Annotated in this window: 22 protein-coding genes and 1 pseudogene; 8 read left to right on the forward strand and 15 right to left on the reverse strand. The window is 50.2% G+C overall.

Features of this window, described 5'->3' with window-relative positions; genetic code table 11:
* Positions 1 to 44 precede the first annotated feature (44 nt).
* The gene (gene ymcF / locus JBO43_RS01930) at positions 45 to 236 is read right to left on the reverse strand and encodes a cold shock small protein YmcF (RefSeq protein ID WP_095282171.1); all 192 of its coding nucleotides are present in this window, start codon (positions 234 to 236) and stop codon (positions 45 to 47) included.
* 428 nt (positions 237 to 664) lie between these two features.
* Between ymcF and JBO43_RS01935 the strand changes: the two genes are divergently transcribed.
* The 4 genes from JBO43_RS01935 to hslJ all read left to right on the forward strand — a co-directional run bounded on the left by JBO43_RS01935 (position 665) and on the right by hslJ (position 3,752).
* Positions 665 to 2,071, forward strand: coding sequence for a cytochrome ubiquinol oxidase subunit I (locus tag JBO43_RS01935; RefSeq protein ID WP_095282172.1), 1,407 nt, complete (start codon positions 665 to 667; stop codon positions 2,069 to 2,071).
* Positions 2,071 to 3,081: a cytochrome d ubiquinol oxidase subunit II gene (cydB, locus tag JBO43_RS01940; RefSeq protein WP_202673605.1), complete on the forward strand. Its 1,011-nt coding sequence runs from the start codon at positions 2,071 to 2,073 to the stop codon at positions 3,079 to 3,081. The genes JBO43_RS01935 and cydB overlap by 1 nt, the downstream gene beginning before the upstream one ends.
* On the forward strand, positions 3,081 to 3,209 hold the full coding sequence (locus tag JBO43_RS01945; protein WP_095282174.1) for a DUF2474 domain-containing protein: 129 nt from the start codon (positions 3,081 to 3,083) through the stop codon (positions 3,207 to 3,209). Before cydB ends, JBO43_RS01945 begins: the two co-directional genes overlap by 1 nt.
* Before the next feature lie 129 nt (positions 3,210 to 3,338).
* A complete protein-coding gene (gene hslJ / locus JBO43_RS01950) occupies positions 3,339 to 3,752 on the forward strand; it encodes a heat shock protein HslJ (protein WP_095282175.1) in 414 nt (137 codons plus the stop codon).
* Here the strand turns inward: hslJ and JBO43_RS01955 are convergent, their stop codons facing one another.
* On the reverse strand, positions 3,753 to 4,019 hold the full coding sequence (locus tag JBO43_RS01955; protein WP_095282176.1) for a putative hemolysin: 267 nt from the start codon (positions 4,017 to 4,019) through the stop codon (positions 3,753 to 3,755).
* 257 nt (positions 4,020 to 4,276) lie between these two features.
* Between JBO43_RS01955 and nifJ the strand changes: the two genes are divergently transcribed.
* The 3 genes and pseudogenes from nifJ to JBO43_RS01970 all read left to right on the forward strand — a co-directional run bounded on the left by nifJ (position 4,277) and on the right by JBO43_RS01970 (position 9,593).
* Entirely contained in the window at positions 4,277 to 7,801 is a 3,525-nt protein-coding gene (gene nifJ, locus JBO43_RS01960; RefSeq protein WP_202673606.1) for a pyruvate:ferredoxin (flavodoxin) oxidoreductase, read from the forward strand.
* Positions 7,802 to 8,103: 302 nt separating this feature from the next.
* The gene (locus JBO43_RS01965) at positions 8,104 to 8,316 is read left to right on the forward strand and encodes a KTSC domain-containing protein (protein WP_095282178.1); all 213 of its coding nucleotides are present in this window, start codon (positions 8,104 to 8,106) and stop codon (positions 8,314 to 8,316) included.
* A 662-nt stretch (positions 8,317 to 8,978) separates the two neighbouring features.
* Positions 8,979 to 9,593 (forward strand): annotated as a pseudogene (locus JBO43_RS01970) (SOS response-associated peptidase family protein).
* A gap of 62 nt (positions 9,594 to 9,655) precedes the next feature.
* Here JBO43_RS01970 and JBO43_RS01975 read toward each other — a convergent pair.
* The 4 genes from JBO43_RS01975 to JBO43_RS01990 form a co-directional block, all read right to left on the reverse strand.
* Positions 9,656 to 11,119 (reverse strand): hypothetical protein, encoded by a 1,464-nt coding sequence (locus JBO43_RS01975; protein WP_202673607.1) that lies wholly within the window; start codon positions 11,117 to 11,119, stop codon positions 9,656 to 9,658.
* 87 nt (positions 11,120 to 11,206) lie between these two features.
* Positions 11,207 to 12,475 (reverse strand): Y-family DNA polymerase, encoded by a 1,269-nt coding sequence (locus JBO43_RS01980; protein WP_202673608.1) that lies wholly within the window; start codon positions 12,473 to 12,475, stop codon positions 11,207 to 11,209.
* A gap of 2 nt (positions 12,476 to 12,477) precedes the next feature.
* Positions 12,478 to 12,897 (reverse strand): translesion error-prone DNA polymerase V autoproteolytic subunit, encoded by a 420-nt coding sequence (locus JBO43_RS01985; protein WP_202673609.1) that lies wholly within the window; start codon positions 12,895 to 12,897, stop codon positions 12,478 to 12,480.
* A gap of 152 nt (positions 12,898 to 13,049) precedes the next feature.
* Positions 13,050 to 13,619, reverse strand: a complete 570-nt coding sequence (locus JBO43_RS01990) for a recombinase family protein (protein ID WP_202673610.1) — start codon at positions 13,617 to 13,619, stop codon at positions 13,050 to 13,052.
* Positions 13,620 to 13,749: 130 nt separating this feature from the next.
* Between JBO43_RS01990 and JBO43_RS01995 the strand changes: the two genes are divergently transcribed.
* Positions 13,750 to 14,499, forward strand: a complete 750-nt coding sequence (locus JBO43_RS01995; protein WP_237729906.1) for a phage tail fiber protein — start codon at positions 13,750 to 13,752, stop codon at positions 14,497 to 14,499.
* Here JBO43_RS01995 and JBO43_RS22885 read toward each other — a convergent pair.
* The 9 genes from JBO43_RS22885 to JBO43_RS02045 all read right to left on the reverse strand — a co-directional run bounded on the left by JBO43_RS22885 (position 14,465) and on the right by JBO43_RS02045 (position 23,188).
* Positions 14,465 to 15,571 (reverse strand): tail fiber domain-containing protein, encoded by a 1,107-nt coding sequence (locus JBO43_RS22885; protein WP_237729907.1) that lies wholly within the window; start codon positions 15,569 to 15,571, stop codon positions 14,465 to 14,467. The genes JBO43_RS01995 and JBO43_RS22885 overlap by 35 nt on opposite strands.
* A gap of 54 nt (positions 15,572 to 15,625) precedes the next feature.
* Positions 15,626 to 15,862, reverse strand: coding sequence for a phage exclusion lipoprotein Cor (cor, locus tag JBO43_RS02010; protein ID WP_202673611.1), 237 nt, complete (start codon positions 15,860 to 15,862; stop codon positions 15,626 to 15,628).
* Between the two features lie 107 nt (positions 15,863 to 15,969).
* Positions 15,970 to 16,647 carry a hypothetical protein gene (locus tag JBO43_RS02015; protein WP_202673612.1) on the reverse strand — a complete coding sequence of 226 codons (678 nt, stop codon included), beginning with the start codon at positions 16,645 to 16,647 and terminating at the stop codon, positions 15,970 to 15,972.
* The gene (locus tag JBO43_RS02020) at positions 16,647 to 16,949 is read right to left on the reverse strand and encodes a hypothetical protein (RefSeq protein WP_202673613.1); all 303 of its coding nucleotides are present in this window, start codon (positions 16,947 to 16,949) and stop codon (positions 16,647 to 16,649) included. The genes JBO43_RS02015 and JBO43_RS02020 overlap by 1 nt, the downstream gene beginning before the upstream one ends.
* Entirely contained in the window at positions 16,949 to 20,398 is a 3,450-nt protein-coding gene (locus JBO43_RS02025; protein WP_202673614.1) for a TipJ family phage tail tip protein, read from the reverse strand. Before JBO43_RS02025 ends, JBO43_RS02020 begins: the two co-directional genes overlap by 1 nt.
* A 58-nt stretch (positions 20,399 to 20,456) precedes the next feature.
* Entirely contained in the window at positions 20,457 to 21,026 is a 570-nt protein-coding gene (locus JBO43_RS02030) for a MerR family transcriptional regulator (RefSeq protein WP_202673615.1), read from the reverse strand.
* Positions 21,027 to 21,086: 60 nt separating this feature from the next.
* Positions 21,087 to 21,692, reverse strand: coding sequence for a tail assembly protein (locus JBO43_RS02035; RefSeq protein WP_331251886.1), 606 nt, complete (start codon positions 21,690 to 21,692; stop codon positions 21,087 to 21,089).
* Positions 21,693 to 21,786: 94 nt separating this feature from the next.
* Positions 21,787 to 22,434 carry a hypothetical protein gene (locus JBO43_RS02040; RefSeq protein ID WP_202673617.1) on the reverse strand — a complete coding sequence of 216 codons (648 nt, stop codon included), beginning with the start codon at positions 22,432 to 22,434 and terminating at the stop codon, positions 21,787 to 21,789.
* Between the two features lie 40 nt (positions 22,435 to 22,474).
* Positions 22,475 to 23,188, reverse strand: a complete 714-nt coding sequence (locus JBO43_RS02045) for a C40 family peptidase (RefSeq protein ID WP_202673618.1) — start codon at positions 23,186 to 23,188, stop codon at positions 22,475 to 22,477.
* Position 23,189 lies beyond the last annotated feature (1 nt).

Genomic DNA, 23,189 nt, shown 5'->3' on the forward strand with positions numbered 1-23,189 from the left:
GAGAAAATTGGCAGTTTTAAAAAACTGTTATGGTAAACGCGGTGTTATGACGGGCGATGACTGTACTGAGCTTGCTCCGGGAAAGACGAGGCCGCCAGGTGGTCAAGGGTCATCATGGACGATTTGCAGAAAATGCACTTCGCACCGTGTGGATTTTTTTCGGACACATCAAAGATAGAGGTGCGGTATTGCGAGCCATGACAGCATGGGCAGCGAAAATGGATATAAGAAATCATATGATTCTCCAGTAAACGTAGAAACGTAAATAAGCTAATTGGGGCCATTCAAGGCGATAGTGGTCTGAGACAAAACTAATCAGAGTGTAAAGAGAAGACCCAAGAGGCTGCGGAGAGGCACAACGTGATGAGAAATGCTTTGAGACGACGTCAGATATTTTTTGGCTATCAAACCGATGAAGCATTAACGCATGGCGGAGAGAACAACGCAAGCCCTTTTAATGAAGAAAAGTGATAAAAAGAAAATTTTTATGCCCTGAACTTTTATCGGGATTATCAGTCAGCTGCGTTTACCTGTTCACTATATCAGATGATTAAAGCCCGCCACTATTTCAAACTGTTATACATAAAAATCCCTTTTCTGCGTCTGATAGTTCCTTTTAGCGCCCTATACCATAACACCACACCGATTGACATTGAGGCTGTGCATGTTTGGTTTAGATGCTTTTCATCTGGCGAGGATACAGTTCGCATTTACCGTATCCTTCCACATTATTTTTCCGGCGATCACCATCGGTCTCGCCAGCTATCTGGCCGTGCTCGAAGGGCTTTGGCTGAAGACCAAAAACCCGGTCTGGCGCTCGCTGTACCATTTCTGGTCCAAAATATTCGCCGTTAACTTCGGGATGGGCGTGGTCTCCGGGCTGGTGATGGCCTATCAATTTGGGACCAACTGGAGCGGATTTTCGCAATTCGCGGGCAGCATTACTGGCCCACTGCTGACCTACGAGGTGCTCACCGCCTTCTTCCTTGAGGCGGGTTTCCTCGGCGTGATGCTGTTTGGCTGGAATAAAGTCGGACCAGGCCTGCACTTCTTTTCCACCTGCATGGTCGCGCTGGGGACGATTATTTCCACGTTCTGGATACTGGCGTCGAACAGCTGGATGCAGACGCCGCAGGGCTATGAAATCGTCAACGGCGTGGTCGTGCCGGTCGACTGGTTCGCGGTGGTGTTTAACCCCTCCTTCCCTTATCGCCTGTTCCATATGTCCATTGCGGCTTTCCTGAGCAGCGCTCTCTTCGTCGGCGCATCGGCGGCCTGGCACTTATTGCGCGGCAACAATACGCCTGCCATCCGCCAGATGTTTTCGATGGCGCTGTGGATGACGCTGATCGTCGCGCCGATTCAGGCGATGGTCGGAGATATGCATGGCCTGAATACGTTAAAACATCAGCCCGCCAAAATTGCGGCCATTGAGGGACACTGGGAAAACCCGCCGGGTGAACCGACGCCATTATTGCTGTTTGGCTGGCCGGATATGGAACAGGAACGCACCCGCTATGGGCTCGAAATCCCGGCACTCGGCAGCCTGATCCTGACGCACAGCCTGGATAAACAGGTTCCGGCACTGAAGGATTTCCCGAAAGAGGATCGTCCCAACTCGACGATTGTGTTCTGGTCGTTCCGCATTATGGCGGGGCTGGGAATGTTGATGTTGCTGCTCGGCGTGGTGGCCGTGTGGCTGCGCTATAAGCAGCGTGTATATACCTCACGCCCGTTCCTGTGGTTTGCCTTACTGATGGGACCATCGGGCCTCGTCGCTATTCTGGCTGGTTGGGTAACGACCGAAGTCGGGCGTCAGCCGTGGGTGGTTTACGGTCTGCAACGCACGTCTGATGCGGTTTCTGCCCACGGGGATCTGCACATGAGCGTGAGCCTGCTGGCCTTTATCGTGGTCTATACGTCGGTGTTTGGCGTCGGTTACAGCTATATGGTTCGCCTGATCAAAAAAGGCCCACAGGAGCACGAAACGTATGCCACTGAACACGATGGCCGCCCGGCGCGTCCGCTTTCTGCCATCAGCCCTGAAGTTGTCACTAAGGAGAAACCGTAATGGGTATTGATCTTTCCATTATCTGGTTTGTGATCATCGTATTCGCCACGCTGATGTATATCGTGATGGACGGCTTCGATTTAGGTATCGGGATTCTGTTCCCAACCACTCAGGATGCCGACGATCGCGATGTGATGGTCAACAGCGTCGCCCCGGTCTGGGACGGAAATGAAACCTGGCTGGTTCTCGGTGGTGCGGCGCTTTTTGGCGCATTTCCGCTGGCCTATGCGGTCATTATTGACGCGCTAACCATTCCGCTGACCCTGATGCTGATTGGCTTGATTTTCCGTGGCGTGGCCTTTGAGTTTCGCTTTAAAGCCACACCCACACACCGGCCTTTCTGGGACAAAGCCTTTATTGGTGGCTCGATTCTGGCGACGTTCAGCCAGGGCGTAGTCGTTGGCGCAGTGATTAATGGTTTTGCCGTAACAAACCGCACTTACAGCGGCGGTCCGTTTGACTGGTTCACGCTGTTTAATCTGTTTTGCGGTGTCGGCCTCACGGTTGCTTACGCCCTTCTGGGCGCGACCTGGCTGGTGATGAAAAGCGAAGATCCGCTACAAGCAAAAATGCGGAAGGTATCAAAACAGCTTTTAATCGTGTTACTGCTGGTTATCGCTGCGATCAGCCTGTGGACACCGCTGGCGCACCCGACTATCTCTGAACGCTGGTTTAGTTTGCCGAATCTGTTTTTCCTGCTGCCTGTGCCTTTACTGGTCGTTGTATTGACCGGCTGGGCATGGAAAAAACTCGGTGATACAGAGAGTCACAACGCGCCGTTCGTCCTGACCCTCGGGCTGATATTTCTGGGATTCAGCGGGCTGGGCATCAGCATCTGGCCTTACATTATCCCGCCGTCGATTACGCTGTGGCAGGCCGCTGCTCCGCCACAAAGTCAGGGCTTTATGCTGGTGGGCGCACTGCTGATTATTCCCATTATCCTGGTCTACACCTTCTGGAGTTACTACGTATTTCGCGGAAAAGTTCAACATGGGGAGGGGTATCACTGATGCAACAGCCAGTTTGGAAGCGCCTGATGTGGTTAGCCGTTATTTGGGGTGGCAGCGTACTTGCGCTGGCCGCCGTCGGGATGTTTTTCCGCATTCTAATGACTGCCGCAGGCTTTAAATCGCATTAACTTCTCTTAACGCCGGGTGGCGCGCCCTGCCCGGCCTTCTCGCACTTTCAGATAAACACCCATGACAATCCTCAGGTTATTGTTAAAATACTCACATATATTCATCGTATTTATAGTTTGAGAAGCAATATGAAAAAGCTCGTGGCGTTAAGCCTGGTTTCCCTGGCGCTTGCAGGTTGTGTTAATCCCGGCAAGGCATCTGTTCAGGCGGAACAACTTGAGGGTCACCGTTTTGTGCTGGAAAGCGTGAATGGTGTGGCAATAAAACCCAGCGCCGTACCGCCTGAAATGAGTTTTGGCAAAAAAATGGCCGTCTCCGGCGTGATGTGTAACCGCTTTAGCGGCCAGGGAAAATTATCTGAAGGCGAGCTGAAGGTTAAAGCTATGGCAATGACACGCAAGCTTTGTGTTGAACCACAGCTGAACGAGCTGGACGCAACGATCGGCGATATGCTGAGCAAAGGCGCACAGGTTGACCTGACTGAAGATCAGCTCACGCTCGCCACAGCCGAAAAAACGTTGATGTTTAAACGCGCAGAGTAATCAGTAATTACCGCATGAACCCACGGCAAGCGACTGTTCACTACAACGTTTGCCATTGGGCAATGCGCACATACCGATAGCAGAACCATCAAGTTGACGGGCTACGGACAATGAACCGCCGACCATCGCGCAACTTGCCTGTCCTGAACTGGACATTGCCGCTTTCATACCCGGCGTAACATGTGCTGCGGTTGCCTGCTGAACCGGCTCATTGCTGCATGCAGACAACAGTAACGCCGCACACCCTACCCAAAACGCTGAACGCATTCTCTCTTCCCCATAAAGTCGCGAAACCTAAGCATAATAGGCATCCCCCGCCGCGCCGTCGAGAGCGGAAGTGCGTATTTATGCACTCCCGAAACAATTTCTTGCTCTTTTTTTGCCAGAAAGTTGATCTGAGTAAGGGTCGCGAGGACACAAAAGCGAAAATCGCAAAGCCAGACCTTTGCTAAAATAAGGATATAACTACAGGACTCGTCGACGTTTCACGGGTCCCTCTTTTTTGCGCAATGTAAGGGTGTCACATGATCACTATTGACGGTAATGGCGCGGCCGCGTCCGTCGCGTTTCGCACCAGCGAAGTTATCGCCATTTACCCAATTACACCAAGTTCGACAATGGCGGAACAGGCTGATGCCTGGGCTGGTAACGGGTTAAAAAACGTCTGGGGTGATGTTCCCCGCGTCGTTGAGATGCAGTCTGAAGCCGGTGCCATCGGTGCGGTACACGGCGCACTGCAAACCGGCGCGCTGTCAACATCGTTTACCTCATCGCAGGGTTTACTGCTGATGATCCCGACGCTGTATAAGCTGGCGGGACAGTTAACCCCCTTTGTGCTGCACGTCGCGGCACGTACCGTTGCTACACACGCCCTGTCGATTTTTGGCGATCACTCTGATGTGATGGCAATCCGCCAGACGGGTTGCGCCATGCTCTGCGCCAGCAATGTGCAGGAGGCGCAGGACTTCGCGCTAATTTCCCACATTGCGACCCTCAAAAGCCGTGTGCCATTTATTCATTTCTTTGATGGTTTCCGTACGTCACACGAAATCAATAAAATCGTCCCGCTCTCGGACAACACCATTCTGGATTTGATGCCGCAGGCGGAGATCGACGACCACCGCGCCCGTGCCCTGAATCCGGAGCATCCGGTCATTCGCGGCACCTCCGCCAACCCGGACACCTATTTCCAGTCCCGTGAGGCCACCAACCCCTGGTATAACGCGGTGTACGATCACGTCGAACGGGCCATGAACGATTTTGCTGCTGCCACCGGGCGTGAATACAAGCCTTTTGAATACTACGGGCACCCGCAGGCCGAGCGCGTTATCGTGCTGATGGGCTCAGCGATTGGTACTTGCGAAGAAGTGGTGGATGAATTGCTGGCCCACGGTGAAAAAGTCGGCGTGCTCAAAGTGCGTCTTTACCGTCCTTTCTCCGCAAAACATTTACTTTCTGTCCTGCCTGAAAGTGTGCGTTCCGTTGCCGTACTCGACCGCACCAAAGAGCCGGGCGCGCACGCAGAACCGCTGTATCTGGATGTAATGACGGCGTTGGCGGAGGCCTTTAACAGCGGCGAGCGCGAAACGCTACCGCGCGTGATCGGCGGTCGCTACGGCCTGTCGTCGAAAGAGTTCGGCCCAGATTGCGTAATGGCTGTCTTCAACGAGCTGAGCGAAACCAAACCTAAGCCGCGCTTTACCGTCGGGATTTATGACGATGTCACCAACCTTTCCCTGCACTTGCCGGAAAACACGTTGCCGTCGACATCAAAGCTCGAAGCCTTGTTTTACGGTCTGGGCAGCGACGGCAGCGTCTCAGCGACTAAAAACAACATCAAAATCATCGGTAATTCAACACCGTGGTATGCGCAGGGTTATTTTGTCTACGACTCTAAAAAGGCAGGCGGTCTGACCGTTTCGCATCTGCGCGTTAGCGAAAAACCGATCCGCTCAGCCTATCTGGTGTCACAAGCTGATTTCGTCGGCTGCCACCAGTTGCAGTTTATCGATAAATATCAGATGGCTGAACGCCTGAAACCGGGCGGGATTTTCCTGATTAACACGCCGTACAACGCCGACGAAGTTTGGTCCCGTTTGCCGCAAGAAGTTCAGGCCGTATTGAACCAGAAGCAAGCGCGTCTGTTTACCGTCAACGCCGCAAAAATTGCCCGCGAATGCGGTCTGGCGGCGCGTATCAATACCGTGATGCAAATGGCATTCTTCCACCTGACCAACATCCTGCCGGGCGACAGCGCGCTGGCGGAACTGCAGGGCGCGATTGCCAAAAGTTACAGCAGCAAAGGTCAGGATCTGGTTGAGCGTAACTGGCAGGCGCTGGCCCTGGCGCGTGAATCAATTTCCGAGATCCCGCTTCAGCCGGTTAATGCCAGCAGTGCCAACCGTCCGCCAGTAGTCTCCGACGCCGCCCCAGATTTTGTCAAAACCGTGACCGCCGCGATGCTGGCCGGTCTTGGCGATGCCTTGCCCGTCTCTGCGCTTCCGCCGGACGGCACCTGGCCTGTCGGCACCACCCGCTGGGAAAAACGCAATATTGCCGAAGAGATCCCAATCTGGAAGGAGGAGCTGTGTACTCAGTGCAACCACTGCGTCGCGGCCTGTCCGCACTCGGCGATCCGCGCTAAAGTGGTTTCCCCGGAGGACATGGAAAACGCCCCTGCCAGCCTGCATTCGCTGGATGTGAAATCCCGCGACATGCGTGGACAGAAATACGTGCTGCAGGTCGCACCGGAAGATTGCACCGGCTGTAATCTGTGCGTCGAAGTGTGCCCGGCGAAAGATCGTCAGAACCCAGAAATCAAAGCCATCAATATGATGTCGCGTCTGGATCACGTTGAAGAAGAAAAAGTGAATTATGACTTCTTCCTCGACCTGCCAGAAATCGATCGCACCAAACTCGAACGTATTGACATCCGTACCTCGCAGCTGATTACCCCGCTGTTTGAATACTCCGGCGCGTGCTCAGGCTGTGGTGAAACCCCTTACATCAAACTGCTTACCCAGCTGTACGGCGACCGTATGCTGATCGCCAACGCCACCGGCTGTTCTTCTATCTATGGTGGTAATTTGCCGTCAACACCATACACAACGGATGCGAACGGTCGCGGCCCGGCGTGGGCAAACTCCCTGTTTGAAGACAACGCCGAATTTGGGTTGGGCTTCCGCCTGACGGTCGATCAACACCGCGCCCGCGTCATGCGTTTGCTGGAACAATTTGCCGATAAACTCCCGACCGCGCTAAATGAAGCCCTGCACAGTGATGCTACGCCAGAAGTGCGCCGCGAGCAGGTCGCCGAACTGCGTCAGCATCTCACTGGCGTAGAAGGCGCGCAGCAGCTGTTAACCGACGCTGATGCGCTGGTCGAAAAATCGATCTGGCTGATTGGCGGTGACGGCTGGGCGTATGACATCGGATTCGGTGGGCTGGACCATGTTCTGAGCCTGACGGAGAACGTCAACATTCTGGTTCTCGATACTCAGTGCTATTCCAACACTGGCGGTCAGGCATCCAAAGCAACACCGCTAGGCGCTGTAACCAAGTTTGGCGAACACGGTAAACGCAAAGCGCGTAAAGACCTGGGCGTGAGCATGATGATGTACGGTCATGTGTATGTCGCGCAGATATCGCTCGGCGCACAGTTGAACCAGACGGTGAAAGCCATTCAGGAAGCGGAAGCGTATCCGGGGCCATCGCTGATCATCGCCTACAGCCCTTGCGAAGAGCACGGTTACGATCTGGCACTCAGCCACGATCAGATGCGTCAGCTGACAGCAACCGGATTCTGGCCGCTGTATCGCTTCGACCCGCGTCGTGCGGATGAAGGGAAGCTGCCGCTGGCGCTGGACTCTCGTCCGCCGTCGGATGCGCTGGCTGAGACGTTGATGCAGGAACAACGCTTCCGTCGCCTCAATGCTCAGCAGCCAGAAGTGGCCGAGCAGCTGTGGAAAGACGCGGCGGCCGATCTGCAAAAACGCTATGACTTCCTGGCTCAGATGGCCGGGAAAGGCGAAAAATCGACCAGCGAGTGATAAAAAAAAGCCCGGAGTATTCACTCCGGGCTAATCCTGTCAGTTTTGGATGATAGTTAAATTAAACACACACTCAGCACATTATCGGATTAAGAATCTTAAAGGCATATAACAGCGCTAATTCTACCTTTCTGTGAGTCGCTTGAATAATTTTTATTTCATATCATTCAGTGCATTACATTCACAATAATTATTTCTAATAACCTAACAATAAATAATGAATGATAATGATTTCGGCTTGCACCCAGGCCCGCGCTGATAGATGATAAATTTCCTTTTTAAGCCGTAAGGGACACATCATCATGGTCCATCACCCTGTCAGATCGTCACGCATCGCATCCATTGGCTATGATGAGCGCAGCGCCACATTGGAAATTCGTTTTCTCGATCGCCGAACGCTTCAGTATCAGCGTGTGCCGGCGAGAATTTACAACGATTTTTTGCAGGTGGTATCAAAAGGTCGGTTTTATGACGGCGTCGTAAAGGGGAAGTTTAAGGAAATCATCATATACTGATTTTTATAACCCTATGAGCTGAAGGATAGTTTCCGTGTTTACCCGCTTATCGATTGCTGCCCTCGCCCTTTTGACATGCTTGTGGATGGTATTAATTTTTGATTTCGGCAATGTGATGCATCATCTCAGCGAAATTCTACAGGCGCTGGAGGCTGATTAGCCGCTACTGCCCTTCTGAACAACACCCGAAGGCTCCCGACATCGCTAAAACGTGCTGACATTCTTGCCCGGAATACGTACCATACAGACGCTGCTTTAGCCACAAACGAATTGAGCCTCTATTACATGTCGCAAAACCAAGAAATTACTAAAAAAGAGCAATACAACCTGAACAAGCAACGATAGATAACTTAAATCATTGAATTATCTAAAATTGATAATTTAAACAATTAGTTAGGCACTCCATTTTTCTACCTTAAGATCCAATAATCTACATTTTATCTGCCCCAAATCATGCCCCAACAGGTGTCTTACCTCAATTTTTGCCCCAAATTTGCCCCAGATTTATTCCCATTAAGTCTTCCTCAACCTGTGCTTTTCTGACTGAGTTCATTAGAATCTTTTTGCCCCGTTCATTATTCAATTTTCACCTGTACAACCCCGCTGCAAATACCCAACTTTTACCATCACCTATACTTTGTGTTTGGTAACAGGAGGTCTCTATGTGTGGACGTTTTGCTCAAGCCCAAACCCGTGAAGAATACCTGGCTTACGACGCAGACTAGGCTGATCGTGATATTGCCTACGACCCAGAACCAATTGGACGGTACAACGTAGCGCCAGGTACCAAAGTTTTGCTGCTAAGCGAACGCGATGAGCAGTTACACCTCGATCCCGTGCTGTGGGGTTACGCACCGGGTAGGAGGGATAAATCGCCTCTCATTAATGTGCGCGTTGAAACTGCCGCCACTAGCAGAATGTTCAAACCCCTTTGGCAGCACGGCCGAGCAATCTGTTTTGCTGACGGTTGGTTTGAATGGAAAAAGGAAGGTGACAAAAAACAACCCTACTTCATTCACCGGGCTGACAGTGCTCCGATCTTCATGGCTGCGATCGGAAGCACGCCATTCGAACGCAGTGACGAAGCGGAAGGTTTTCTGATTGTGACGTCTGCCGCCGATAATGGTCTGGTAGATATCCACGACCGGCGTCCGCTTGTGCTGTCGCCAGACGCGGCCAGGGAATGGATGCGGCAGGATGTGTGCGGGAAAGAAGCGGAGGATATAGCTGCCGATGGTGCTGTACCCGCCGACAAATTTATCTGGCACGCTATGTAGCGGGCTGTGGGTTATGTAAAGAATCAAAGCTTGGGATTAATTAAATCAAAAAACTATGATCTTTAATATATTATCTTTATGTTCTCAGAACCTTCTCCGACGAACTCCATATATTCAAGACGTTGATAATCATCCCTAGTTTTTATATACACAACCTTACCTTGGCTAACAATATCCTTAATTCCATCAAAGATCGATATCGCTCTTGATGGCATGATTATAGCTGTCATATCAATATATATAGAATCACAGTCTTCATTAAACTTCAGAGTGGGAATATAACGGGAATACCCGGATTGCCCAAGCACCACGTCAACACAACACTTTGATTTTATTTCGTTAATTTTATCCAATAATTTACCGAAAGAAAATTTAATTTTTTTAGATGAAACTGACACCGTGATTTTATCATCATCCACATACTCGACTTTTATTTTATTCCAAGCTATTGCGCCACCACGCTCCCCAGTGATATTTTGCACATTGAAAATATCATTGTTAGTTTCAATGGAAATGCTTCTAACATTAAACACAATGCTAACTGAAGTTGAATTATTATGCCTAAATGAATTTTGCACTATTTCTAATAATAGCCCCGCCATTTTAAATCCGAAATCCCGCTTGAAAACCTCACCATCAATATAGTTATTTATCTTTCTTAACAGAACTGGCCCGTATTGATCATTCAGATGGTCATTAATTTCTCTTAGGTCAAACGAACTTAAATGGAAATCAAGTCTATCCCCTGTTATTATATCATGTAAAACAAGGGCTTCTGGTGAGGCAACCTCAAATTGAAGACCTAAATCACCAATAAAAATTGGTAAAAGCTTATTAATATCCTCAGTAAGCTTAGAGCAATGAACAGCTTGGGTTTCTCGGTCGTGTGTTGATCCAGAGCCATAATCAGAAACGGTTTTAATTACCAACCAATTGACATTAGCCAGAAATGGAATAAGAGCAAAGGCTTCCATTTCTCCTCCCAATATTTCTTTATCACATGAAAGATATTCATCGCGAGCACTTTCACTTTTAAGCAAAGTTTCTGCTGATATTAAAGTACCTATATGGATGTTTGTTGATTCAAACTGCAAGGGAGGAATTCCATTGATTCCAGAATAAAAATGCCTCGCCTTTATAATATCATCCGTTTCGGATATTTCTCGCTGATTCGCAGTAATTACATGGTTACACAGAATTGTATCATTTAAACTAACCTTGGAGGGGTTTCCCCAGCAAATTCCAGCCAATATAACTAATGCTGGTTTGGGGTTGTCATTAGAAGAAACAAAAGCCTTGCATTTATTAACCACTGACCTTTCGGAAATAATTCCACTCTCACCATTTAAATGAACTATAAAAACACCTCCAACCACGCCCACATCCACAAAAGGCTGACCAGATAATGAAATAAGCCTCTTTTTTTTACCCAAAAAATTATCTATTGCTTCCTTTTCTTTGCTATTAGAGCTAAGAATTAATATGTAATTGTTATCTAACGGTTTAAAATATTTATTAATAAGCATAACACTTCCTAAGTTAAGAGCTTATCGCTAGCAAATGAAAGATGTGTAATTAATGCTACTGTACTTTTCAGGTTAGGGGAATAGAATTTATTTAACATGTAGAATATCACAGAATCTTGTTGTGTAACGAGGTGAGAGCATTTCACGCTTCATCTGCCACTGCTGCTGTATACCCTGCCCAGCAAAATAAAGCGTGCCCTTCCCGCCTTTAGCGTTCAACTGATCCAGCACCTCCATTAACCTGTCGCCACCTGCCCGCGGTGCGTTCTCGTCAAATAAATTGAACTGCGCCACGCCTTGGCTAAAAAAGTCTCCGAGCATGATCCCCGCTTTCTGATATCGGTGGCCATCCTTCCAGATTTTGTCCAGGCACTTTACCGCGGCGTTGATAATATCGCGGGAATCCTGAGTGGGGGTGAGAAGCTTCATGGACGCACTGTTACCGTAATACGGCTCGTTCAGAGCGAACGGAGACGTTTTCACGAACGCCGAAATAAACCGGCAGTACTGATGCTCGCCTCGCAATTTCTCAGCACCGCGCGCGGCATATGAGCAAATGGCCTGTCGCATCTGCTCATAGTCGGTGATTCGTTCACCGAACGATCTGCTGCAGACTATTTCCTGCTTCGCCGGTGCAAACTCTTCCAGATCGAGGCAGGGTTCACCACGCAGCTCCCTTACGGTTCGCTCGAGGACGACGTTAAAGTGCTTTCTGATAATCCAGGTGCTTTGCTCTGAGAGGTCGAGCGCGGTTTTGATGCCCATAGCATTGAGTTTTTTGCTGATGCGCCGGCCCACTCCCCAGACATCCTCCACGGGTACCAGAGCAAGCAGCCGGCGCTGACGGTCAACGTTAGAAAGATCGACTACACCGCCGGTTTGCCGCTGCCATTTTTTTGCGGCATGATTGGCCAGCTTGGCAAGCGTCTTCGTCTGCGCAATCCCTACGCCCACAGTCAGATGCGTGCGTTTCAGGACTGTAGCCCGAATCTCTTTACCGAAATCCGTCAGGTCCCGGCAATTTCGGACGCCGGTCAGATCACAAAAGGCCTCGTCAATGCTATAAATTTCCACACGAGGGCTCATTTCCTCCAGTGTCGTCATCACGCGTTGGCTCATATCGGCGTACAACTCGTAATTACTGCTAAAGCAGATCACGCCAGCGCGCCGGAAAAGGTCCTTTTGCTTAAAGAAGGGGTCTCCCATCGTTATCCCTGCCGCTTTGGCCTCCGCTGATCTAGCGATCACACAGCCATCGTTATTAGAGAGAACGACAACCGGCCGCCCCCTCAAATCCGGTCTAAATACCGTCTCGCATGATGCGTAGAAGGAATTCACATCACAGAGCGCAAACATGCTCAGCTCGCCGATTTAACGATGAAAGTGACTACGCCGAAAACATCCAGGGTGTCTTCACTGCCGACAATGATTGGACTGTAGGCACTGTTCATTGGGTTAAGCTGAACGGTTGGCCGAAGCTGAAGGCGTTTTACGGTGAACTCACCTTCCACTGCAGCGATCACGATATCTCCATGATCTGCTGTGATTGAACTGTCCACCACCAGCAGATCGCCATCGCTGATCCCCGCATCGATCATCGAGTCCCCGGCAGCTTTCAGGAAATATGTTGAACTCGGATGCTGAACCATCAAGTCATTGAGATCGATACGCTGCTCGACGTAATCCGCTGCCGGACTGGGAAACCCACACTGCACCAAATCGCTGAAAAGCGGGATCGCAATGACTTCTCGTAATTCTGCTGGTCTGTACAACTTCATAATGCACGCCTCGATACTGTTTTTATATACAGTAGTTGAATGGAAAAATCTGATCAAGGTGCGCCGTGATGCAGGCTGATTAATGCTTAAGCGGTTCGCTCGTAACCTTCTCATGCATCGACAAATATGCTTTTGTAAATATTCCAGCCCGGCTACAGTTCTGCGCCAACCGGCTTTCCTACAGGGAATTTTTTGTACAATGTGCAGACCGCTACGTCGTAAATCAGTGCGACTTGTTTGCGGTCGATGCCGTTCGCAACGAGTCGTCCGGCTTGTGCCCATTGTTCTTCCGTCAATTTTGGCCTGCGACCGCCTACCCTTCCCTTCTCTCTCGCCGCAGCGAGACCGGCACGAGTTCTCTCAACGATCAGTTCCCTTTCCATCTCCGCCAAAGCGGACATAATATGGAAGATGAATCGTCCCATCGGGCTGGAAGTGTCGATGCTGTCAGTGAGACTGCGAAAATGGATGCCGCGCTGTCGCAGTTCATCTACCAGAAGGACAAGGTTGCGCATGCTACGGCCCAGCCGATCCAGCTTCCAGACCACCAGCGTATCGCCCTCGTTTAACACACGGAGTAATTTTTTTAGCACCGGACGATTCGCCACAGTTCCGCTCATTTTTTCTTCGAAAATTTGCTCACATCCTGCGCGTTCGAGTGCCTGCCGCTGAAGATCAGTATTTTGGTCATTTGTTGATACCCTGACATAGCCAATTTGCATGTTTTTCACCCAACATTTTTTGCAAAAAAATCAGGTGAAGTTATCGGCCAGGCGCTTGAGAGGCAATCTATAAAACGTCGGTTTGGGAGACAGCGCGACTAAGAACGTCGGAACCGCAGCAGGGAACGTTATGCAGGTGGGTGCTTTCGGTCTTGGGTTCACCAATTTGAATGCCAGTGCAACACTGAATGCGAACGATATTACGTATAACGGGTTTAGTGCTGGCGGAGGAGCTACTGGTTCAAATTACTTCGATTTATATGCTGGCATCATTTCTATTGTGAGGGCGGGAGGATCTGACGCGAAAGGCACCATTGGGCAACTCCAAATCAACGCGGGTGGTGCGTTGGCCGTCAGAGGTATGGGGTTGGGCACATGGTCGTCATGGATGCAGGCATACACCACCGGGAATACGACAAAAGCCAGCGATGGGACACTTAAAGCTGCATCACCGGTTGCCCGGATCGTTAAATCTCAGGAGGAAAATCAGCGCACCGATTTAGCTGAAGAGGGTTTCACCTGGTGCGGCTGCGGTACGGCGAACGTCGAGTCTGAAGGCATAGCTATTTCGCGGTCCGATGTCGGTGTTTACGTCCTCACTGGCTCAGCTGGCCTGGCCTGTGAGGGCTGGCAACTCCTGCCACCAATGGACCCTGGTGGCATGGGTGAGCTGGGTATTGTAGAGGCCGAACAAAGTGATACCGGTGAACTGACTATAAAGCTTTATAAACGTAAATATCTGTTGGGTGATGACGGTGAAATCGCCAAAACAAAAGGTGAGTTGATAGATGTGCCAGCTAACAGTTGGATCGACGTTCGACTTGATATGCCAGCCAACTCTATTTTTAATCAGCGGATGAATAGGAAGCCACTGTCTTAAACCTTTCCTCTAAGACCCTGACACGAATTGTCAGTGCTTTAATCGCAGCAAGCGCATCGAGAACCAAAGGGTTTAGATCGAGCGTCATTTTCCCGGATTCTTCAGCGGAGTGGACGTACTGTGGATCTATCTTTTCTAGTTCCTGAGCAACCACACCGCGTCGAATCGTTTTATCTGCGTCAGCAAGGTAATAGAAAGTTTTAAAATCCATTGCCTCAATGTTCGAAAGCGACGTGTTTAGATCCAGATCCCCAGTAACTTTCTTAAAGTTAATATCTGATGTACCAGAGGCTTGTAACTGAGTCCATGGCACAGAAGATTTAGGCTCCTGAGGATTAGTGGTTGTGAGAAAACGGCTGAAAACGGCGCTGCTGGATGTTACCCAGACCTGAGCAATTCGCTGTCCTGTATACGAGCTTTGAAATCCACAACCATTAGCTGGCGCCCACAAAGTATTTCCATCAGCATCACTGATGAAGGCCGCACTTGCATCCGTTGGCTTATTTTGCAGGACTGAACCTACCCCAAAAGCCCCCACCTGCATGACGTTTCCTGCCGCTGTTCCGACGGTCTTAGTCGCACTGTCTCCCAAACCGAGGTTTGTGCGAGCGTCTTCGGCTTTGGTTGCGCCGGTACCGCCCTGGTTGACCGGGAGCGCCCCGTTTGTACCTTTTTGCAAAAGCTTCCCGATTGCTGGGATCGTTACGCTCACACCATTAATCGTTACGGTCACGTTTTGATTCGCTGTCGTGCTGGCAAAGCTCTCCCACGCCCCGATGTTCTCATCGTACTCTTTGATCAGCTGCGAAATACTTTGCGCCAGCCCATCGACTGAAAGGCTATCCGTGACAAGGATGCCGTATTTCTGGCCGTTCAGCGCCGGAGATGCTGCGGGTGTAACCGTCATTGAAGTGGCACTGTTGATGTTTGAAATCTGGAACATCTGAACTGGGTTAGACATGACGATAATCGTCTGCCCCGCGCGCACCTGGCTGGCAGGCGCCAACCAGTTTGTTCCGGTTCCCGTAGCAGTGTTTCCGTTTACTGAAATTGTTCCAATGTTGTAAATCATATTTTCTCCAGGCATAAAAAAAACCGCCGAAGCGGTTTATTTATTTGAGGTTAATTATTTACAGGTTGAAGAGGTGAAATTATTTCTACTCACCCATCGCCAGTTAAAGGGATAACCTGCTCTATATTCAGTCTGGTTGACTACCTTGCGAACCCCATAGATTTGAACCACCTGCTGCTGGCCGCCAAGCATCGCAGTGGCTTCACATACTGGCTCTTGCTTTTCCAGAATTGGGCCTGAGCAGGCAGAAAAACCAAAGCAAATAAATAATACGATAAATATTTTATTCATTATTCAATCCAGTGAATTTTATTTATTCAAAATTACCTTACTGGCAGAAATATATAAAATAGATATAACAGATCAATATCCTGAGATTGATCGCTCTGAACGATCAATCAGTCGTAGGCCGCCGTGTTTATGGCCGTCAACGCTATGCCTGTTGTCGTCCCACCCGCAGCAGAACCGGATGCTGTTGTCGATGGTGCCGCGTTAATCCGCGTAGAGGAACCGTCAAACCGGCATCCGGTATAAGCGGTGATGTTCACTATTGTTGGTGGTTGAGTATTGTTGTTTTGGACGATCTGAGAACCAAGAATAGCAGGGGCTACCGCATAACTGCCGGCAAGAGTTACGTCGATGTTGATCCCCCCGGTTGTCGCACCTGGTGTCCCAACAGTAACCAGGTCACTCAGTACCCTGCTCTCGTTAGTCAAAACCAACTTGCCTGCCTCATCCCAGATAGCAAATCCCCATTTAGGCAGTGTTTGCGGGAAAATGGCGAATATATAAGCCGTTAATGTGTGTGACTGCCCGTAAGCATTACTTGAGCCTACAAGGATATTTCCACCAGACCTGGTGGCTCCGACCGTAGTGGGTTGAGCTGTATTGCTCGTTTTGCAAAACACCATTGCCGGATATGATGGATCTAAGACTATCGTTGCAGATGCACCATGATAAGCACCACTACCCGATGAGTTAACCACAACCTTTCTGTACAGGCAGAACGGCGTGGACTGTGGGGTAACAAAGGGGTTTCCGTTCTCCAGAGATATCAGCGCGCCGTAATCCGCCATTATGCCTTCTCCACAAAGACAACAAGCTCACATTCAGAAGCCGGATAATTCCCTATGCCTACGCTGCTTGCCGCGCTGAGAGTAATTGAGTTTTCGCTCGCAACGATGCGGCGACCGACAGAAACCGCACCTTTATCGAGCGTGACGGCAAATCCAACCTTCATGCCTGCAGGGATGGGGAAAGACCAGCTGCCAGAGTTTTGCCCCTCAGAGAGTGATATACGGCCCACCACTGAGACGGGCTTAATGCCGTAGTTGTTGGGGGCACCGTTGGCGTCCCACGTCTGAATTCCCCAGTCCATCAGAATACCCCCGTTAGCCTGCCAATCTGCACACGCAGCCTGTTTTTATCGCGGACGCTCCAGGTGGTGTTCGTTTGTTTCACGGCGCCCTCTCCATCACTTCCGTAGTTCTCAAACGTTCCCCCTTTATCAAGTTTCCACCCTGATGAGCCTGCGACGTAGTTATTGGACTGGATATAGTTGCCGATTTTGGCATTAGAAATGGTCCCATCACCGATAAAGGTATCCCTGATGATCGTTTGTCCATTCTGTATGACGAACGGAAGCGTCACCGTTCCCCCGGCCTGCGCCATCACTGCAAACCGATCGGCCAGGAACAGCACCTGAGACTGCATCCCTGAAGGCGTATTTTCGACGCCGATGCCCATTCCGGCGGCATACTGTCGACCGTTAGCGTCTACCGCCACCTTGATGTTGTACATCGCGCTGAGGTTACCGTTCACATCTGCAACCGCCTGCGACGTCTGGTTGATCGCTGCCGTCTGGCCGTTAACTGTCACCGTCAGAGAATTAATCTTTGTGGCAGAGGCCTGGGTAAAGTTGGCTAAGGTTTCAGTGAGGTCCGTTGAGTTGGATACATTGCCACCTGCAGACGCATCGAGCGTGACCAGCGCACGGGATACCGCCTCACTGGTATCAGCAATGGTGGTGTCGATGCGGTCAATGCTGGCGCTGTTCCCTGCGTTTGTAGCAGTCTGAGAGCGGCGGGTTGTCACCTGTGCCAGGCTATTCTGAATAACGGCAATGGAGGAGTTTTTGACCCCGCCAGTCATGCCATCCATCGATACAGACATCTCGTCGATCTTCACTTCGGCCTGCGCCAGACCATCTGAGTTTTCCTGAATAGCCTGCGCCTGTTGTTCGAGGCTATCCGCGTTCTGTTTGATATCGTCGGCCATGCCAGCAATTTTTTCGTTGCTGTCGACTGCGTTCTCGATCAGGTCCTTAAACGTGTCCGATTCTTTGATATCCTCCAGGATGGCATCAGTGATGTCGGAAACATCGATGCTGGCCTGGCCACGTACCCAATCGGTATACCCGGACTCGTTACCGGTTCTGTCTACCAGCTGCGCGCGGTACCAGAAAATCTGCCCTGCCTTCAGGCCCATCTGCTGATACTTGCGCTGCGGATAGGGAATGTCACTCAGAAGGATGGCGTCATCCTCACTTCCGGTTAGGCTGTACTGGATTTCCGTCTTCAGCGTATCGTCGGTGTTCGCCGGGAACCCCCAGTTCAACTCGATACCAAACACCACGTTTTCAGAAGCGATAAAGCCAACTGGCTTAGGTGGATTGCCCACCTTGCCCGTCAGCGTTTTTTCTTCTGAGTATCCCCACCCTGAAGAAATCTCGGCGGCGTTAATGGCGCGCACGCGCACCAGATAGCGCCCGACGTAAATACCCGGCACGTCAAAGGAGGTGGTGGCGCTGCGGGGCACGTTCACCCAATTCCCGTCATTACGCCGCCATTGTGCTTCATATGCGATAGCATTCTGCGCCTGGTCCCAACTGACGCGCATGGTTTCGACGCTGATATTCTGTTGAATCACCGAGAAGGAGTTGATCACGATGTTTGCCGGCGGCGATTGGTTACCCGGAGGAATAACGCTTATCGGGCGCTGGTCGATAATTGCCCCTGTATCGATGCGGGCATATTTATCTGGATCGTGATTTGCGCCAGCGATGGTGAATGTCCCATCATCGTTATCCGTCACGCTAACTACACGGTATTGCTGAGAGTAAAGTTCATCACTCTCTAACAACCAGACAGCTTCAGCCTTTGGTGTTTCGCTATACGGCGTGGTTACAGTGACCGCTTTATCTGAAATCGCCTGGATCGTGCGTGACTGAGAAACACCGGAAGGCAGGTTAACGATTAGCCTGTCTCCTGCCGCGGCGCCAGGAGCTCGATCAAGAGTTATAACCCGGCCATTTGCACTGGCGATTCTTCCGCCCAGATCACGTCCGGAAAGGTTTCTGTCCGCCAGGGCGATGACATATCCGGGTTGTGGAATATTGCCGTCCAGTCCGACATTAAAGGTCACGACACGGTCTTTGTTATTGGTGAGAATGCCCCAGCGCCCTTTTCGGTTCGCCTCCGATTGTCTGGTGCAACCAATGGCCGTCAGTTCGAGCTGATTGAAGCCATAGCGCGCCACCAGTGCCTGTTCAAAAACCGGCTCCATAGCATCAGCGTAGGCATTATCCGGATCGGACCATGAGACCAGCGCGTTTGTGTACCTGCTCTTGGTCGTGCTGCTGGAGTAGGTGAATTTACCATCAACAACACTGGCGTGAGTGTAACTGAAATCGACATCACGCGGCATATCCGCGAGGCAGACAATCTGGTCATCACCCCAATAAGTCATACCGCGAAAAATGGCCGCAAAATCTCGTAGCACGGTGTAGGCATCGTTCCTGTCCTGAATGTAGACGTTGCAGGTATATCGCGGCTCGGTACCACTCCCGCCTTTGCCGTCTGGTACCTGTTGATCGCAGTACTGCGCAACCTGGTAAAGCGTCCATTTGTCGATATTGGCCGCAGTGAGACGATTGCCTAAGCCGAAGCGGTCAGTGACCACCAGATCGTAAAAAATCCATGCAGGATTATCCGTCCACGCCCACTTAAACGTGCCCGTCCAGGTCCCGCTGTAGGTTCGGGTCTCGGGATCGTAGATATCGGGAACACGTATTACGCGTCCCCGAGGCTCGCAGGAAATCTGAGGGATGGAGCCATTGAACTGGCTTGAGTCAAACTCGATATAGAGCAACGCTGTATTCGGGTAACGCAGTTTGGCGTCAATCACCTCAGTAAAGCTTTGCAGGGTCATTGCATCGCCGATCTTCGCGCTATTAGCGTCAGCGGTGATCTTACGTAGACGAAGCGTCCAGGTGCTGCCCGCCTGCGGTAAATCGATACGGTGGCTGCGTTCGTAACCGGAGGTCGTTTTCCCAGTTACGCTGGTATTTAATACGGTCTGCCAAGTGCCACCGTCGGTCTGCAGATCGATAGCATAATTGATGGAATATCCAACAAGATCGCCGTCGTCCTCTTGCTTAAAAAGAGAGGGCCATTTCAGACGCAGGCGCACAGCCGACAACTGGGTATTAGTGAATGTACGCGTCCAGGCGGTCTCACTCGAAACCTCAGCCCCCACGCTAATTTCGTTTTCGGTACCGGGAATACCCTGTATGTATTTCTGCGCCTGAGTCCCCGGACGGAACTCCCACGTTACACCGCTAAAATTCTGCGTACCATCTGCGTTCTCAAGTGCAGTGCCATCCAGGTAAATAGCCTTACCGGTCAGTTGGCCAGCAAACTCCCCCTCTCCTAACGCGAGCAGGATTTTCGCTTTTGCGACGGACTGGAGGTCGTCTGGCTGTTCGGTCGGGGTTCTTGAACTGGAGTCGCCACCTTTACGGCCCTTAATAGCAGTTGCTGTAACCATGTTTCGCCCATAAAAAAAGCCACCCGTGGGTGGCTGGCAGTGATTTGAACATGGAAGGTCACGATTTCAGCAACAACTTGTAAAAATACGCTTCGTCGTAGAGTCGTAGAAATCTCAAAGCACAAGTTTTGATATAATCGGCTTGCTGATGTGGCCTAACATTCCCATGTAGCTGGTAATTTAAGTAATAATAACCAAGACCTTCTTCGTAGTTATTTACAAAGTCGTCGTGTAATGCACTCCAGTAAGAAACAACACGGTTTAACAGGCCAGCAGGCAAGTCATACCATTGGACAAAGGTTTTACTTAATTCACTCCAGAGATCATGCTCGCTCAGTGGGTAAGCAAGCTTTTTAAATGTCAGGCGTAAAGACAAAACAAACGCCTCGTGATCATCTGGCAGTTGATAACCTACTTCGTCGATATATGCGTCGAAATAATGAAACACCTCATCTTTAGATATTTCTTTATCTAACCCTAACGATGCCAGTATTAACAAGTTTGATGAACTGCTCCCTACTGAAATCTGCTGTTCAGCCCAATCAGTAAAAGCTCTACGATCCAGTCCCGGCTTGTTTAATTTTCGAATGCCAAGCAAATCATGAAAATCTACGGCATAGCCATCCATAAAATCCGCCAATTACTTAATCATACCTTTCAAGACGATACACTTGCTGCGCTGACGTTGCTACTGCTGATCTTCCACATAGATGCCGGCGGAGATAATGGCACCGCCAATGCGTCGCTTGCCATAAAGAAGTGGGACCGGATTTCCCTGTGCTGTGGTGTTCGTGACACCGCCAAAAGCGTAGCTGGCCTGATTATCAGCAGACTGCTTACTGGCAAGGCCGGCCGTCTGCGGCGACATCATTTGAACTACGCCGCCGATCATCATCGCAGCACCGAACTTCGCTACCCCATAACCTGCCGCTGATAGCGTGCCAGCAGAAAAGTAACCAATCGCAACGCCGACGACGACAAGTACCGCGCCGAGTATGGTCTGGAATGCGCCAGCTTTTTTGCTGCCGATAATTACTGGCGCGATACGTATGTCTTCACAGCCTTTATCCATATCGAGCTCATCAGAGATCAGGTTGCGCTTTCCGCTGAAAACCGCGTAAGTTAGGCCACGCTGCTTGCTGGTGTTCAGGTAACGCTCAAAGCCAGGAAGGATGACGCAAAGAGCGCGGACGGCTTCTTTCGGAGAAGATACGGAGAGTTTAAACTCGCGACCAAAGGTAGCCCCGAGGATGCCATAAAGGCGAATCGTTCTGATTGAGTCATGTGTTTTAATCACAAACAATCCACTCCAAAAAAAGCCCATCGACTAAGATGGGCGCAGATAAATTATATGGCAATTAGGTCAGAATATTGAATGAATGCTCGACTCAAACCCAACTTTGAATCCATTGCCAAAATGAAGAGCACTGTTTTAGTGATTCAACCGACTTCATTTCAGGATGGTTAAGATTGAACGTCACGAAACTATTTGGGCACTGTGCGGAAATTGAAAAATAGCTCACCAAACAGGCATCAACCTTCGCACCATCAGTGGAATGGTACACACCATCAATCAGTGAGGCGGTTGGTGGAAGATACTTCGCCTTCATCAACTGATAATTCAAATCCATTAAGTCCATCACCGGTGCTATAGCACAAGCTTGAGCTGCATTGAGATAGGATTGCCGATCTCCCCGGCAATTATTGGAAGCATCGATGAATGCGTCTCGTAAATCAGATCGCAGATTTACATAGTCTGGATCAAGAGCCTTAGAGCTTGAGAAAACGCTGATAATACTTAATAAAACGCCCAGAGCGAACATTACCCCGCCGACTTTAAAATCGAGGACACCCCATATCATCCATCTCAACAAAAATAATGACAATCCAAGTCCTGTGAATAATTGCCCACCGCCAGCCCACAGATTGAAATCACAGCTAAAAATATTATTAACTAAAAGTAAACCACCAATAACAGTAGGAGCTGAGATGGCAGTCCATTTTAGAAAATCCTTTGTTCCACTGTTTAGTTGCATGCATTAAACCAACCATTCTAATGTTTCAAAAAAACCATTATTAAATAAAAAATGATTTGTGACGAACGGTTTTAATTGTTCGTTCTCGCCAGTACCCGCCGTAAGGCAAACGCTGACTCAAGTGGCCATACAAATGATGCAGCAACATGGTGCCTTCTAAAATGATGCCGGCATGATTCCATTTGTTAGCCTGGACCTGCATGATCACCATATCGCCGGATTGAACCGGCCCATTAAACTCTCGGAACCCACATTCATACCAGCATTCCTGATAGAAATTATCCGAATAACTGTCCTCCCACCACGGATAATCCACACGATAGTCGGTCAACTCGATGCCATAAGTTTGCCGATAATAACTCATCACCAGACCCCAGCAATCGTACACACCCAGAACAAACGGACGCCCCACCAGCGGCAACTCACCACGCGGTTGAATAGTGCGCAGATCTCCCTCCGGCCAACTCACGATATGCCAGGGCAAAAGCGTCACATCACATTGTGCTTTATCCAGTTCGCTCGGCTGAGTCGTTGCGTCAGGGTGGCTATGAACAATGGCCGTTACCGATCCCCAGTCTTCGGCAGCCGCATAATCCTCTGGCGAAAGATGAAACTGCTCTGTCGGATCAGAAGAAAGGTTGCGGCAGGGAAAATAGCGCTCCACCCGGCTTTTCTGAGCCACCACGCCGCAGCATTCACGTGGATACTCCTTCGCGGCATGCGCCATGATGGCGCTAATCGTTTTCTGACGCATG

The organism is Lelliottia jeotgali (assembly GCF_016771845.1).
GTDB lineage: Bacteria > Pseudomonadota > Gammaproteobacteria > Enterobacterales > Enterobacteriaceae > Enterobacter > Enterobacter jeotgali.